We start from the raw sequence: 14,123 nt of genomic DNA on the forward strand, positions 1-14,123 counted from the left end.
ACCACAAGTGGAACTGAACCATTACTCGGACTTGGCGGTGCGCCTGGTCAACACCGAGCAGCCCGAGCGCGGCGAGGACACCCTCACGTCCGTCGAAGCCGTACGGGAACTGTGCGACGCCAACCGGCAGATGGCCCGCCGGGCCACGGACGCCGACGTGGGCCGGCTGCGGGCCGTGCGGACACGGCTGCGCGCCGTCTTCAGCGCCGCCTCCGAAGGCGACGGCACCAGGGCCGTGGACCTGCTCAACTCGCTGCTCATGGAATTCCCCACCAGCCCTCAGATCAGCGGCCACGGCGACCTCGCCGACGACGGACGCCCCCGCTGGCACATGCACCTCGCCGAGCACCCCGTCACGGCGGCGGCGGGCTACACCGCCACCGCCTGCATGGGGCTCGCCTTCCATCTCACCGACCTCGGCGTGGACCGGCTCGGCGTCTGCCAGGCCGCGCCGTGCAGCAAGGCCTACCTGGACACCTCGACGAACCGCTCCCGCCGCTACTGCTCCGACCGCTGCGCCACCCGCGCCAACGTCGCCGCCTACCGCGCCCGCAAGCGCCTGGCGAGCCAGGACAGCAACGACGGCACATAGGCCGGTCCGGAGCGGGCCGCCCGCAGCGCCGGAAGTGGCCGTACCGCGGAGAGCACCCACAGCAGCACGGGCCGCAGGCGGCTCTGCGGACCCCGCGGCGGCCGCAGCCGCACCCACACCCGGGCGACCACCAAGTCGTCCGGTACGGCGCCGAACTCCCGGCTGTCATTGCGCACCCGCGGATTGTCACCGACCACCCACCAGCCACCCGAACGGCGCTCCACGGCCCGTTTGACGATGAGCAGGTCGTGCTGGAGCGGATGCCGCAGCACCACGACCGCGCCGGGGCGCACGCGCGAGCCGTACTTCACCACCAGGCGGTCACCGGGCCGGAGCAGCGGCAGCATCGACGGGTTGTAGACCTCGGCGAGACCGATCCGTTTCAGCAACCCGCTCAAGGCTCCGCTCCTTCGCTGTCCGTACTCCGGCGACTTCTCACATCGTCGCCCGTCTTCACGGTCACCCCGCACTGGACTTTTGTCCTAAGCCCCAGGGGGCACACGCGAAAAGGCCTCCCCTACGGAGTAATCTCACAGGTGAGAAGACGATCACGAGGAAGGACGGCTCTATGCTTTCCCGTCTGTTCGCGCCCACGGTCAAGGTCAGCGCCCACTGCGACCTGCCCTGCGGTGTCTACGACCCGGCGCAGGCCCGCATCGAGGCGGAGTCGGTCAAGGCCATCCAGGAGAAGTACCAGGCCAACGACGACCCGCACTACCGCGCTCGTGCCACCACGATCAAGGAGGAGCGGGCCGAGCTGGCCAAACACCACGTCTCGGTGCTGTGGAGCGACTACTTCAAGCCCCCGCACTTCGAGAAGTACCCGGACCTGCACCAGCTGGTCAACGAGACCCTCAAGGCGCTCTCGACGGCCAAGGGCTCGACCGACCCGGCCACGGGCCAGAAGGCCCTGGACTACATCGCCCAGATCGACAAGATCTTCTGGGAGACGAAGAAGGGCTGAACGTCTCAAGCCCCGCGGCCTCCTTGGCCGTTCGGTGCGCCTGTCCGCACCCGGCCTCGCCGGGCCGCATGTGCGACAGAGCGTTCCCTTGAAACACACCAGGTCCCGTACCCGCTCACCACGAGCGAGTACGGGACCTGGGCTTTCACAGCCGACGGGTCACGACGCGTCAGCGCCGGAAGGCGCTCCGGCGGCGCAGCCACCACACCTGGGCACTGCCGGCAGCCACAACTGCGGCGGCGATCCCGACGATCAGACCGACCGGGGTGCTGGAGCCGGTGACCGGGAGGTCACTGTCCTGACCCTTCGCCAGCTGGGTCGACCGGTCCGGCGCCGAGGACGGATCGTCCCGGTTGTCGACCGAGGAGGTGGAGTCTTCCGACTCCGAGTCCGACCCCGAGCCCGACTTGGAGTCAGACTTGGAGGCTGACTTCGAGGCCGGCTCATCCCGGTTCTCGTCCGAGGAAGTGGACTCGTCCGACTTCGAGTCCGACCCCGAACCCGACTTCGAGGCCGGCTCATCCTGCTTGTCGGCCGACGGCGCGGAGTCGTCCGGCTTCGAGTCGGAGTCCGGCTTGGAGCCCGAGTCCGGCTTCGAGTCCGAGTCCGGCTTGGAGCCCGAGTCCGGCTTCGAGCCCGAGTCCGGCTTCGAGCCCGAGTCCGGCTTCGAGTCCGACGGGGTGGAGTCGTCCGGCTTCGAAGGCGACTCAGGCTTCGAGTCAGTTCCCTCTCCGTCGCCCGTCTCGTTGCCTTCGCTGGGGCACTCCTTGTTGTCGTTGATGCAGTCCACGGCTTCCTTCATCAGGTCCTCGGGCATGACGTTGATGAAGTCGCTGTGGTCGGTGATGGGCTTGTGCAGCTGCTCCGGGAAGGAGTCCACCGCGAACGGTGTGTCAGCATTCAGCAAGTTCTGCTGAGGGATGTCGTACTTGATCGTCTGCTGCAGCTGCGGGACGTTCTGGAAGCCCTCGGGGCAGTTGCCCTGGTCGTCCGAGAACGCCATGTGGTCCCGGTGGTTACCGCTGTCCGTGTTCTGACCGTCCCAGCAGTTCTGGAAGTTGAACGTACGGATCGTGGCGCTGCCCTCGGGGCAGATCGGGTACTGCTCCTCGAGCTGACGGTCCTCGAAGCCTTCGCAGCTCCAGGACGCGTTGGCGTTCGCGTCGCCGTTGGTGAAGGCCTTGGCGTCACCGGTGATGATGCGCAGGAAGCGCGGCATCTCGACGACCTGGTCGGCACCGCCGGACGTGAACTTCAGCTCGGGGTCAGGCTGGAGGATGCTGCCGACGTTGAGGTCGTTGGCCCCACCGTCGCCGACCTGGGCTTCGGCACCTTCGCCGCCACCCACCTGCTCTTCCTCTTCGCCCTCACCCTGGCCCTGGTCCTGGCCCTCCTCCGGGGGCTGTTCCTGACCCTGGTCCTGGCCCTCCTCCGGAGGCTGTTCCTGACCCTGGTCCTCGCCCTCCTCCGGAGGCTGCTCCTGGCCCTGGTCCTGGCCCTGGTCCTCAGCGGGGGGCTGTTCCTGACCCTGGTCCTCGGCCGGGGGCTGTTCCTGGCCCTGGTCTTCGCCTTCAGCCGGGGGCTGTTCCTCGGCCGGGGGCTGTTCCTGACCCTGGTCCTGGCCCTGGTCCTGACCGGCGTCTTCACCGGTCCGCTGGCCCTGGGGCTGTTCCTCCTGGCCCTGGTCGCCCTGCTGTTGCTCCTGGACGTCGCCCTCCTGCACGGCGCCCCGCTGGTCCTCGTTGCCGTCCAGTGAACGGATCACGGGCCAGTAGTGCGTCGACTGGTCGCCCTTGGCGCAGGTGGTGCGGGCTGCGGCGAGAGACTCGTCGCTGGAGGCCTGGTTGGTGTCCTCGTTGCCCACGTAGTCGTGCACGTGGTGGGCGCCGTTCAGAACACCGGGAGCGGCGATCACGTTGTCCGAGTTGAAGTGCTCTTCCTCGTTGTTGCCGCACTTCGTCTCGAAACTGCCGCCCGGGTCCTCCTCCTTGGAGGCGTTGGGCTCGACGTCTTCGATGTTGACGAAGTCCTCGGCGACCGGGCCCTGAACCTGCTGCCCGTCTTCGCCTCCGCCCTCCTGGCCCTCCTGGGTGGCCTGGTCCTGCATCATCTGGCACTGGGCCATGGACTCCATGTCACCGGGGGCTTCGCCGCCGGCGTTCTGGATGTCCTGACCCATGCTCTGGATGGTCTCCGCGCGCTGCTGGTTCAGCTCGCCGAGGGCCTCCTCGGAGCTCTGCTCCTGGGAGTTCCACTGACCGTAAGCCTGCGCGACCTGCTGATCCAGAGTGGCGAGCTTCTGACCCACGGGCTCCTTGGCGCCCTCGGGTACCTGGCCCAGTGCAAGGCTCACATCAGGACAGTCGATCGTGCTCGCGGCAGGAGCGGGGTCGCTCGACCCAGCGAAGGCGCTCACACCTACCGCCACTGCACCACCACCGCCGAACACCAGCGCTGCGACGATCGCTATCGTTTTGTTCGCTGTGCGCGAGCGTCTGTGGCCCTTTCTCCTCATATTGACTTCACTCCACTCATTTCGCGTCATTCAGCGCCTCGAAATCCACGAGCCCGGAGTCCTCCAGGACTGTGAGGTGATCGAGGAAAAGGCGTTGGCCCGGTCGCCAACGACAACACCATTGAATTGCGGGTCTGATCGCGTACAAGGCCTAGGCCAACGAGGCCTAAAGACGGCCCTGAGCCTAGCGCAGCCGGTCCGCGAGGATGGCAATCTCGTACCGATGGAACAAGTTGTTGTGGCTGCGAACGCTCCCGTGCTGTCGCCCTCCGTTCCGCTGGGCGCACCACCGAGTGGATTGAACGGTGTTGGAGCAGATTTGCGGTGAATTGGTCAGAGATTCCCGCGAGGTGAGGCCGTGGTCCCCCCGGAGACAAACCCTGCACAGCGACGGCGATGATCGCCGCGCCTCCCGCTCAGTCGAAGAAGTAGATCATGACAATGGTCACGGTATGAACTTCGTGGGCAATCAAAAAGAACTGCGCTTGCGCCGCTGGGCCCGAAGTCGAACAGATAGAAATTTCACCGGCAACTGCCACATCGCCGACAACGCCCCCAAGATCACCGACGCGATTTCCCCCATTGCGGAACACCGCTATTGCCATGGGCGTCAACAAAAAGCCACAAAGGCGGCTGCATGTTCCCTTGAAAGCCGTATTCGGTGACGGTGAGCGCGTTCAGTGCGGCAGTGGTCAGGCCCATCGCGGTGAACCGGTGAACACAGCCCATGGCACCCCGAATCCGCAGTCCGCGCCGGCCGGTTCCCGGGACCGGACCGGACCGGACCTCGCGGCGACGCCCCGCCCCCCCCCGGCGGACGTCAGGAACCGGTGCGCCTCAGGCGCCACAGCGAAGTGACCTCCGCAGCCCGTGCCTCGTGCAGCGGGTCGGACAAGTCGGCGGAGCGCGGGTGCCGGGGGCGGACGTCCTCGCGCCCGGCGACGGAGAGGCCCGCCGCGTCGATCCAGCCGAGCAGTTCCTCGCGCGTACGGAGCTGAAGGTGCTCGGCGAGGTCGGAGAGGACCAGCCAGCCTTCGCCGTCCGGGGTCAGCCGCTCCGCCAGCCCGGAGAGGAAGCCGCGGAGCATGCGGCTGCCGGGGTCGTACACGGCGTGCTCCAGCGGCGAGGTCGGCTTCGCGGGCAGCCAGGGCGGGTTGCAGACCGCGAGCGAGGCGCGTTCACCGCCCGGCGGGAAGAGATCCGCCGCGACGACAGTCACCTGCCCGGAGACACCCAGCCGTTCGGTGTTCTCGCGGGCGCAGGCCAGCGCCCGTTCATCCTGGTCCGTCGCGACGACACGGGCGACGCCGCGTCTCGCGAGCACCGCGCCGAGCACGCCCGTGCCGGTGCCGATGTCGAACGCGAGCCCGCCCGGGGGCAGTTCGGTGCTGGCGACCAGGTCGACGTACTCGCCGCGCACCGGTGCGAAGACCCCGTACGCCGGGTGCACGCGGTCGCCGCCGAGCGCGGGAACCGGCACGCCCCGCTGCCGCCACTCGTGCGCACCGATGACGCCCAGCAGCTCGCGCAGCGGCACGAGGGACCGCACGGCGTCGCCGCCCGGCGTTCCGTACGCCTCGGCGCACGCCTCGCGTACATCGGGGGCGCGGCGCAGCGGTACGGCGTAACCCTCCTGTGCCGGACCGGAGTCGAGCGGCACCAGCAGCATGCCCAGCACGCGGGCGCGGCGGGACTGTGCCTGCCTGTGCAGGTGGAAGGTCTCCCGTGGGTCCGCACCGCCCTTCGGCGGTTTGCGGTCGACGCGGCGGCGCAGCGCGGCCAGCAACTGCCGTGCGCCGTGGTAGTCCCCGCGCCACAGCAGCGCCGTCCCCTCGCAGGCCAGCTTGTAGGCGGCGTCCGCGGTCATGCGGTCGTCCGCGACCCGTACGTGCCGCGGCGGCCTCGTGCCGCTCTCCGAACGCCACAGTGCGGACCGTTCGCCGCCGTCCTCCGTCCAGACGGCCGTCTGCCGCGCGCGCTCGTTCACCGGCCCAGCCTATGGCGCCCGCGGACGGGGGGAGGGCGGCGTACGTACCGCGCCCATGCTGGCGACGACGACCAGCGCGATGGCCACCAGCTCCAGCATCTGCAGGCGCTGCCCCAGCACCAGGAAGCCCGCGGACGCCGCCGCCACCGGCATCAGGCTCATCAGCAGCGCGAACGTGGCCGCGGGCAGCCGGCGGAGGGCGAACAGCTCCAGCGTGTACGGCACCCCCGAGGAGAGCACCGCCACCGCAGCGCCGAGGCCGAGCGTCACCGGGTCCAGCAGCGCACGCCCGCTGCTCGCCACGCCCAGCGGGGCGCTGAGCAACGCGGCCGGCACCATCGCGAGGGCGAGGCCGTCGGCCTTCGGGAAGCGGGCGCCCGTACGGGAGTTGAAGAGGATGTACGCGACCCACATGGCGCCGGCGGCGAGCGCGAAGGCCGCGCCCGCCGGATTCATCCCGCCGAATCCGCTGCCGCTGCCTCCCAGCAGATACACCCCGGCCAGCGCGAGCGCCGCCCAGAGCAGGCTCAGCAGGCGGCGCGAGCCGACGACGGACAGCACCAGCGGGCCCAGCAGTTCGAGGGTGACGGCGGCCCCGAGCGGGATGCGGTCGATGGCCTGGTAGAAGAGCGTGTTCATGCTGCCGAGCGCGACACCGAGCCCGGTGACGGCGGCCCAGTCCGTACGGGAGTGACCGCGCAGCCGCGGTCTGCACACCGCGACCATGAGCAGGGCGGAGAAGACCAGCCGGAGCGCGACGACGCCGAGCGCACCGGCGCGCGGGAAGAGCGTCGCGGCGACAGCCGACCCGAACTGCAGCGACATGGCGCTGCCGATGACCATCGCCACCGCACCCGGCCGGCCGTGGCCCTGCTGTGCGTACGGACCGTGGGCGCCGCCGCCCGCCGGCGCGGCCGGGAGCGGTACCGGGGCCGCGGCCGGGCCCGGGTCGGGCGCGGCGCTGCTGTCACCAGAGCTCATGAGCCCACGTTATGGCGACCGCGTCGGCCTGTGAAATGCGTCTCGGCCTGCGGCTATGCTCCGTGCGCATGACCGCCGAACTGCGTCACCTCCGCGCCTTCCTCGCCATCGCGGACGCGGGCAGCGTGACGTCCGCGGCAGCGGTGCTGCGGATGAGCCAGCCTGCCCTGTCCCGTACGCTGCGCCAGCTCGAAGCGCACCTGGGCGTCCGGCTCGTGGACCGTACGACGCACCATCTGGAACTGACCACCGACGGACGCCGCTTCCTGGACAAGGCGGCCACCGCCGTCGCCGCAGTCGACGAGGCGCTCGACCCGGCGCGGCTGCGCCCCTGGCCGCTGCGGCTCGGGCACGCGTGGTCGGCGTTCGGCCGGCACACGACGCCCGTGCTGCGCCGCTGGAAGGAGACCTATCCGCAGACGCCGCTGGAGCTGCTGCGCGTGGACGAGCGCACCGCCGGCCTGCTGAGCGGCAAGGTCGACGTGGCGCTCGTGCGTGCGCCGCTGATCCCGCGGGAGGCCGAGGGCCTCCTCGGCGAGTGGCTGTGCAACGAGCCGCGTGTGGCGGCCGTCCCCGCGGACAGCGAACTGGCCGCAAACACCGGCCCGTTGAACCTCGCGTCCCTGGCACACCACTCCATCGCGCTGAACACCGTCTCCGGTCTGACGACGCTCGAACTGTGGCCCGAGGAGATCCGCCCCGACCCGGATTCGGCGGTGCTCGTCGCCAACACGGACGACTGGCTGGGGGCCATCGCGGCGGGCAACGCCGTCGGCGTGTCCACCTCCGCCACGGCCGAGATGCACCCGCACCCGGACGTCGTCTACCGGCCGCTCGCGGGCACCGGCGACGTGCCGCTGATGCTCATCTGGCGTGAGAGCCCCGTCGGTTCGGGGAGGCCGGGGCACCCCGCCGTGCCGCAGCTCGTAAGAGTGGCGCTGGAGGTACTGGCCGAGGATGAGCAGGGAACCAGCTGATCACGGCATACGTTTGGACGAGCAAGACGAACAAGGACAGACGGGGTTTCCGGGCCCCCAAGATGACGCAGTCCCAAGTGACGCAGCCACAGGAGGCAGGAACGATGGCGGGTTTCCTCGACAGGGCCAAGGAACAGGCCCAGCGCGGACTGGCGCAGGGCAAGGAGAAGGTGGAAGAGGTGCAGGCGCAGCGCCAGGGCAGCGACCTGCTGAAGCGGCTGGGCGCCGCCTACTACGCCGAGCAGCGCGGCAGCGGCTCCTCCGCCGAGGTGCAGCAGGCGATGTCGGCGCTGGAGCAGCACATCGCGCAGCACGGGGACGGCTTCCTGCGCGGCCACTGAGTCCCGGCACGGGCAGCACCGGCACCACCGGGGCCCCACCGGCACCCTCGGCCCCCGGCCGCCGCACATCGCGGGCCGGGGGCCGGGTCGTGCCGTGTACCGGGTCCCGAGCCGGGCCCGCCCGGTCCGGTCCGATCCGGTCCGGGCCTTCCGGTCCGGGCCTTCCGAGCCGGGCCTTCCGAGCCGGGCCCGCCCGGGCCGATCCGATCCGGGCCCCTCCGGTCCGGGCCCGTCCGACAGACCTCCCGCCGTCCGGCAGGCACCCTCCGGTCATCCGAAGCGCAGCCGGTACAGCATCAGAAGCGCGGCCGCGGTGTTCGCGGCGGGAACCTCACCCTGGGCGATCAGCTCCGGCGTCTCCTTGAGCGGCACCCACTCGCGCTTGTCCGACTCGAAGTCGTCCTCGGGGTGGCCTTCATGGACGGCGCTGTCCGACCAGTAGATGTGGTGCCGCGCGTCGGTCAGCCCGTTGGCGGGCTCCACCGTCATCAGATGGCTCAGCGGTCCGGGCCGCCACCCCGTCTCCTCCAGCATCTCCCGGGCAGCAGCATCGGCGAGCTCCTCGCCGTCCTCGACGACTCCGGCCGCGAGTTCCCATCCCCAGCTGTCGGTGATGAAGCGGTGCCGCCAGAGCATCAGCACCTCGTTGCGCTCATTGACCGCGGTGGCCATGGCCACCGGCCGCAGCCGGATCAGATAGTGATCCAGGTGGCGGCCGTCCGGCAGCAGCACGTCCGCGAGATTGACCCGTAACCACTGGTTCTCGTACACCGTGTGTTCACCCAGGTTCTTCCATCGCACGTATGTGCCCCCTTCCTGACGGAGGTTGGGCACATCCCAGCACGCCGCGGCTTCCCCCTGACAGAGGCTCCGCCCGGCCGGCCTCCCCTCAGAGAGGCACCCGCAACGTCTCCTCGATCAGCTCCGCCGCCTGTGCGACCGGCGCCCCGGGATGCCGTAGCAGTTGCTCCCGGACCTGCCGCATGCGCTTCCGCAGCAGCTGTGATTCGATGCCCTGCGCCTGATCGGCCATCCGCACCGCCGTCTCCGCAGCGCTTTCCGGCGAGCCGGTGCGCAACTCGACGCCGGTGAGCGTGGCCAGCCGGTTGACCCGGCCGCGCACATGGGCGGGTGCCCTGGCCGCCTCCTCGGCATACCGCCGGGCCGGGTCCAGCTCTCCGAGTACGAGCAGCGCCTCCGCCAATCGCACCTGCACCAGGCCCGGTTGGACGTAGTCGGTCTCCTCCGGCTCCTCCTCGGGACGTATGCGCGCGGAGCAGGTCTCGGCACTGCGCATGCAGCTGTGGGCGCTCCGCCGATCGCCGATGCGTGCGTACGCCTTCGCCTGCATCGCGTACAGGTCGGTCGCCAGGGCCGGCGTGGAATGCGGCCCCGGCGTGCGTAACACCGCCTCGGCGCAGGCGATGGCGCGCCTGTTGTCCCCCAGGAAGAGGGCCTGGTTGACGAGGAGGGAGACGACGTAGCCGCCGAAGAGCCGGTCGCCGGAGGCCTTGCCGAGGCGCAGCGCCTGATGGAAGTACCGCTGGGCGAGGCCCTGTTCGTCCGCGTCGTACGCGCAGATGCCGCTCACCGCAGCCAACGCGCCCGCGGCACGGCACAGTTCACGGCCGGTGCCGTCGTCGTAGCCGCCGCGCAGCAGCGGTGTCACCTCGGCGGTGAGGAAGCCGACGACGCGGGGGCGCGTGGCGACGCCGCCGGCGTTGCGGTAGAGGTGCTCGTAGTGCCCGCGGGCGGCGTGCAGCAGCGCGACGTCCACCTCCGAGACCTCCCGTTTCCCGTGGTGGGAGACGTCCAGGTCGTCGGGAGGGTTCTCCCACTCCCACACCGGCGCCACCGCGGCCGCGCCCGTCAGCAGGGCCGGCCCCGCGGTGTCGGCGTGGAGCTGGTCGGAGCGCCAGGAGACCGCGACCCGCTCCACGAACCGGCCCAGTGTGGCCCGTTCGTCGCCGTCCCCCGCCGCTCCGGAAAGGGCGGGGAAGGCCGGCGGCGGCGCACCCGGGGGCCCGGCCATGCCTATGTCCGCGAGGGTCAGCGTGCGCTCCAGCCGCGCGCCGAGGACCTCGCATATCAGCTCCGGTACCCGGCCGCGCGGACGCTGGCCCTTCAGCCAGCGCGCGACAGCCGTGTGATCGTAACGCAGAGTCACATCGTGGTCCGCGCCGAGACGATTGACTCTCATGGCCAGACCGGCCCGGGAGATTCCGGACTGGTCAAGCAGTACGTCCAGTTGACTGTTGGGCTCCATCTCGCCCTCCGGTCGTCCAACCCTTGTTTCAGAGAGTAACGGACGTTCGTTCACACGGGGTGTGAAAGTCGCACCTGTACGTGTGCGAAGCACATGCTCCCCAAGTACCGGAACCTGCGGTTCGCTTGGGATCACTCCGTACGCAACGTCGCGCCGGAGCACACAAGGAGGGAATCCCCGTGAACGACCCGATTCGATTCCGTTTCGACATCCGACGGGCGGCCTGCCATGCGGCCCGGTGAGCGCCACCGCCGGGACCCGACGCCGAACCGCGCGCTGCGCTCGTTACTGGCGGAGAGCCAGTGGACGCAGGAGGCCTTCGCCCGCGCCATCGCAAGGCTGGGCTCCGAGGCCGGAGTCCGGCTCGGATACGACCGCACGTCCGTGGCCCACTGGCTGCGCGGCAGCCGCCCGTCGCCACGGGTTCAGGGCTTCATCGCGGAGGCGCTCTCGCGGCGGCTGGGCCGTCCGGTGACGGTGACTCAACTGGGCATGGGCGACGGCCTCTCCGGCGGCCCCGGCCCCCGCCCCCGCCCCCGCGGCACGGGCGGTACCGGCGCCCGGGACGAACTCCCCGGACACCGGGCCCAGTCGTCCGCACAGTTCGCCGAACTCGGAGACCAGGCACGCCCCGCCGACCGGCTCGCCGCGCTCACCGCCGCGGTGGTGGGGCCGCCGCGCGCCGACCCGCCGCCGCCCGCCCCGTACCGGCTCACCCTCCGCACGTCCGGCTCTGCCACAACCGTCGCGCTCAGGCGCGGAGTCGGCGACGAGCCCACCGAGACCGCCGAGCCCCTGCGCCCCCGTCCGCCCCGGGCACACTTCCCCTCCCTCCCCCGGGGCGGACGGCCTCCCAGGCGCACCACGCCGGACGAAGTCGCCTCCGTACGGGAACACGCGCGCTTCTTCGCCCAGCAGGCGGACCGGCACGGCGGCGGACACATCCGCACCCCGCTGGCCGCCTGCCTCGCCGGGCTGGTGCGCCGGCTGCGTACCGGAGGGGACGGTCCCCACCACCCCCAACTGGTCGCCGGAGCCGCGCGGTTGAGCTTTCTGCTGGCACGCGTCTACGCGGACGAGCAGCGCCACGGGCTCGCACAGCGCGCCTTCGACACCGCGGCCCAGCTCGCCGCCGAGGGAGACGACCCCGAAGGCGTGGCACTCGTGCGGCGGGCGCTCAGTTCGCAGGCGCACCAGCTAGGGCACCGGCGCCAGAGCCTTGCCCTCGCGGAGTCCGCGTGCGAGGCGGCACCCGCCGACGCGGCACCCTCCGCGCGCTCGTTCCTCTACGCGGGGCTCGCGGTGGCCCAGGCGGCGGAGGGCGAACGCCGGCCGGCGCTGGCCGCCCTGGGCCGCGCGGAGCACGAACTCGCCCGCGCGCCCGCCGACTTGACGACGGGTCCGGAGTCCCCTGACGGCGGCGAACCCGTCGGCGCCTACCAGGACGCCGCGCTGCACTACCAGGCGGGCCAGGTGCGGGCCGCACTGGGAGACCGCGAAGGCGCCGTCCGCGAGCTGCGTGCGTCGCTGCGCTCCCGACCCGCGGGCGAACGCCGCTCCCGCGCCCTCAGTGAGGCGGAGCTCGCCGAACTCCTGCTCTCCCGCGGACGGTTGGAGGAGGCGTGCACGGCGTGGCTGGCGTTCCTGGAGGACTCCGCCCTCGTACGGTCCGGCCGCGCCCGCCGCGCCCGCGACCGGATGCCGCGGCTGCTGGGTCCGTACGCCGACGAGCGTTGCGTACAGGGTTTGCTGACGCGTGCGGGCTTGCCCCTCGAAGGCCGGAGAGCGGAGTAAGCACCCGCCCGCATGGGCATCACCCTCGAACACACGAGAGCGCACAGGGAAGGTACGGGGCAGAGATGGCCACACCCATCACAGCAAGCGCCTTCATCACAGCCCTGGAGAAGGAGGGCGTGACGGTCGAGGAGGTCCGCGACTGGCGCAACCACAACCGCAACCACAAGGGCCCCTGGGGCCCCGTTCACGGCATCATGATCCACCACACCGTGACCAGCGGCGCCAAGGAGACGGTCGACCTCATCTACGACGGACGTTCCGATCTGCCCGGCCCGCTCGCGCACGGCGCGATCACCAAGGACGGCACGGTGCACCTCGTCGGCCACGGCCGCGCGAACCACGGAGGGCTCGGCGACGACGACGTGCTACGCGCGGTGATAGCGGAGGACGACCTGCCCAGCCCTAACCAGATGAACACGGACGGGAACCGGTACTTCTACGGCTTCGAATGCGAGAACCTCGGCGACGGCGAGGACCCGTGGCCCGACGCGCAACTCGACGCCATCGAACGTGCCGCCGCCGCTCTGTGCAGGCACCACGGCTGGAACGAGGGCTCGGTCATCGGCCATCTGGAGTGGACGAACCAGAAGTCCGACCCGCGCGGCTTCACGATGGACTCGATGCGCAAGCGCATCGCCGCCCGCCTGAAGTGAGCGGAATCTGAAGCGACGGGAGGGGCGCGCGGCGCGACAATGCAGAGGTGACCAGCAGCGCCCCCGCCCCTCCCCCGCAGCCCGGTTCCCCGTCCTCGGGGGCCACCGGGGGCGTTCCGGCGGGCGAGCTCCTCGCCTCGCTCGACCCCAGTCCGCTGCTGCCCTCCCCGCTCCAGGAGATCCGCGACGAGCGCTTCGAGCGCCGCGGCGTCAGGCTGCTGCTCAAACGCGACGATCTGATACACCCGGCACTTCCGGGCAACAAATGGCGAAAACTCGCCCCCAATCTGAGCGCCGCGCTCGAAGCCGGCCACACCGCGCTGCTGACCTTCGGCGGCGCCTACTCCAACCATCTGCGCGCGACCGCGGCCGCCGGCCGGATGCTCGGGCTCACCACCATCGGGGTCGTACGCGGTGACGAACTGGCCGCCAAGCCCCTGAACCCCTCGCTGGCACGCTGCGCCGCCGACGGAATGCGGCTCCACTTCGTCTCCCGGGCGGACTACAGGCGCCGCCACGAGCGGGACTTCACCGAGCGGCTGCTGAGCGGAACCGACGACCGCATACCGGCGCGGGAGGCGTTCCGCATACCCGAAGGCGGCAGCAACGCCCTTGCCGTGCGCGGCTGCACGGCCCTCGGCGGGGAACTGCGCGGCCGCACCGATGTCGCGGCCGTCGCGTGCGGCACGGGCGGCACCCTCGCCGGCCTTGCAGCCGGCCTCGGCAGCGGGCAGCGCGCGCTCGGCATCCCCGTGCTCCGGGGCGGCTTCCTCGCCGAGGACGTCCGTGAGCTGCAACGTTCGGCGTTCGGCGGTCCGCGGGGCGAGTGGCGCCTGGACGAACGGTTCCACTTCGGCGGCTATGCGCGCGGCGGCCCCGAACTGGAGGACTTCGCCCGCGACTTCGCCGCCCGCCACGGCCTCCCACCGCTGGAGCCGGTGTACGTCGCCAAGCTGCTCTCCGGTCTCACCACGCTCGCCGAGGAGGGTGCCTTCGCGCGGGGCAGCACCGTGACGGCCGTTGTCACAGGCCCGCGTTAGCGTGGTGCGC

At 71.0% G+C, this 14,123-nt stretch carries 14 protein-coding genes; 7 read left to right on the top strand and 7 right to left on the bottom strand.

The features are described 5' to 3' along the window. Window positions 1-7: 7 nt before the first annotated feature. The gene (locus ACSMXX_RS09525) at window positions 8-592 is read left to right on the top strand and encodes a CGNR zinc finger domain-containing protein (protein ID WP_473183605.1); all 585 of its coding nucleotides are present in this window, start codon (window positions 8-10) and stop codon (window positions 590-592) included. Here the strand turns inward: ACSMXX_RS09525 and sodX are convergent. Beyond that, window positions 541-990, bottom strand: a complete 450-nt coding sequence (sodX, locus tag ACSMXX_RS09530; RefSeq protein WP_473183606.1) for a nickel-type superoxide dismutase maturation protease — start codon at window positions 988-990, stop codon at window positions 541-543. The two genes, ACSMXX_RS09525 and sodX, sit on opposite strands and share 52 nt — an antisense overlap. A 170-nt stretch (window positions 991-1,160) precedes the next feature. On the opposite strand from sodX, the gene sodN reads away from it, so the two are divergent. After that, window positions 1,161-1,556, top strand: a complete 396-nt coding sequence (gene sodN, locus ACSMXX_RS09535; RefSeq protein WP_028434210.1) for a superoxide dismutase, Ni — start codon at window positions 1,161-1,163, stop codon at window positions 1,554-1,556. Window positions 1,557-1,725: 169 nt separating this feature from the next. Here the strand turns inward: sodN and ACSMXX_RS09540 are convergent, their stop codons facing one another. The 4 genes from ACSMXX_RS09540 to ACSMXX_RS09555 all read right to left on the bottom strand — a co-directional run bounded on the left by ACSMXX_RS09540 (window position 1,726) and on the right by ACSMXX_RS09555 (window position 7,039). Next, entirely contained in the window at window positions 1,726-3,909 is a 2,184-nt protein-coding gene (locus ACSMXX_RS09540) for a DUF1996 domain-containing protein (RefSeq protein ID WP_473183607.1), read from the bottom strand. Window positions 3,910-4,487: 578 nt separating this feature from the next. Next, window positions 4,488-4,676, bottom strand: a complete 189-nt coding sequence (locus tag ACSMXX_RS09545) for a hypothetical protein (protein WP_473183608.1) — start codon at window positions 4,674-4,676, stop codon at window positions 4,488-4,490. Window positions 4,677-4,891: 215 nt separating this feature from the next. After that, window positions 4,892-6,058, bottom strand: coding sequence for a methyltransferase (locus tag ACSMXX_RS09550; RefSeq protein WP_473183609.1), 1,167 nt, complete (start codon window positions 6,056-6,058; stop codon window positions 4,892-4,894). A 9-nt stretch (window positions 6,059-6,067) separates the two neighbouring features. Beyond that, window positions 6,068-7,039 (bottom strand): EamA family transporter, encoded by a 972-nt coding sequence (locus tag ACSMXX_RS09555; protein ID WP_473183610.1) that lies wholly within the window; start codon window positions 7,037-7,039, stop codon window positions 6,068-6,070. 68 nt (window positions 7,040-7,107) lie between these two features. Here ACSMXX_RS09555 and ACSMXX_RS09560 point away from each other — a divergent pair, with 68 nt between their 5' ends. Together ACSMXX_RS09560 and ACSMXX_RS09565 are read left to right on the top strand one after the other, a co-directional pair. Beyond that, on the top strand, window positions 7,108-8,016 hold the full coding sequence (locus tag ACSMXX_RS09560; protein ID WP_473183611.1) for a LysR family transcriptional regulator: 909 nt from the start codon (window positions 7,108-7,110) through the stop codon (window positions 8,014-8,016). A 104-nt stretch (window positions 8,017-8,120) separates the two neighbouring features. Next, window positions 8,121-8,357 (top strand): hypothetical protein, encoded by a 237-nt coding sequence (locus ACSMXX_RS09565; protein ID WP_473184710.1) that lies wholly within the window; start codon window positions 8,121-8,123, stop codon window positions 8,355-8,357. A 270-nt stretch (window positions 8,358-8,627) separates the two neighbouring features. Here the strand turns inward: ACSMXX_RS09565 and ACSMXX_RS09570 are convergent, their stop codons facing one another. After that, window positions 8,628-9,158, bottom strand: coding sequence for an NUDIX hydrolase (locus ACSMXX_RS09570; protein ID WP_473183612.1), 531 nt, complete (start codon window positions 9,156-9,158; stop codon window positions 8,628-8,630). An 88-nt stretch (window positions 9,159-9,246) separates the two neighbouring features. After that, a complete protein-coding gene (locus tag ACSMXX_RS09575) occupies window positions 9,247-10,623 on the bottom strand; it encodes a transcriptional regulator (protein ID WP_473183613.1) in 1,377 nt (458 codons plus the stop codon). Window positions 10,624-10,851: 228 nt separating this feature from the next. On the opposite strand from ACSMXX_RS09575, the gene ACSMXX_RS09580 reads away from it, so the two are divergent. The 3 genes from ACSMXX_RS09580 to ACSMXX_RS09590 all read left to right on the top strand — a co-directional run bounded on the left by ACSMXX_RS09580 (window position 10,852) and on the right by ACSMXX_RS09590 (window position 14,113). Further along, on the top strand, window positions 10,852-12,417 hold the full coding sequence (locus tag ACSMXX_RS09580) for a tetratricopeptide repeat protein (RefSeq protein WP_473183614.1): 1,566 nt from the start codon (window positions 10,852-10,854) through the stop codon (window positions 12,415-12,417). A 65-nt stretch (window positions 12,418-12,482) separates the two neighbouring features. Further along, the gene (locus ACSMXX_RS09585) at window positions 12,483-13,073 is read left to right on the top strand and encodes an N-acetylmuramoyl-L-alanine amidase (protein WP_473183615.1); all 591 of its coding nucleotides are present in this window, start codon (window positions 12,483-12,485) and stop codon (window positions 13,071-13,073) included. A 155-nt stretch (window positions 13,074-13,228) separates the two neighbouring features. Next, window positions 13,229-14,113: a 1-aminocyclopropane-1-carboxylate deaminase/D-cysteine desulfhydrase gene (locus tag ACSMXX_RS09590; RefSeq protein ID WP_473184711.1), complete on the top strand. Its 885-nt coding sequence runs from the start codon at window positions 13,229-13,231 to the stop codon at window positions 14,111-14,113. Window positions 14,114-14,123 lie beyond the last annotated feature (10 nt).

It is taken from the genome of Streptomyces sp. DSM 116795 (assembly GCF_055792905.1).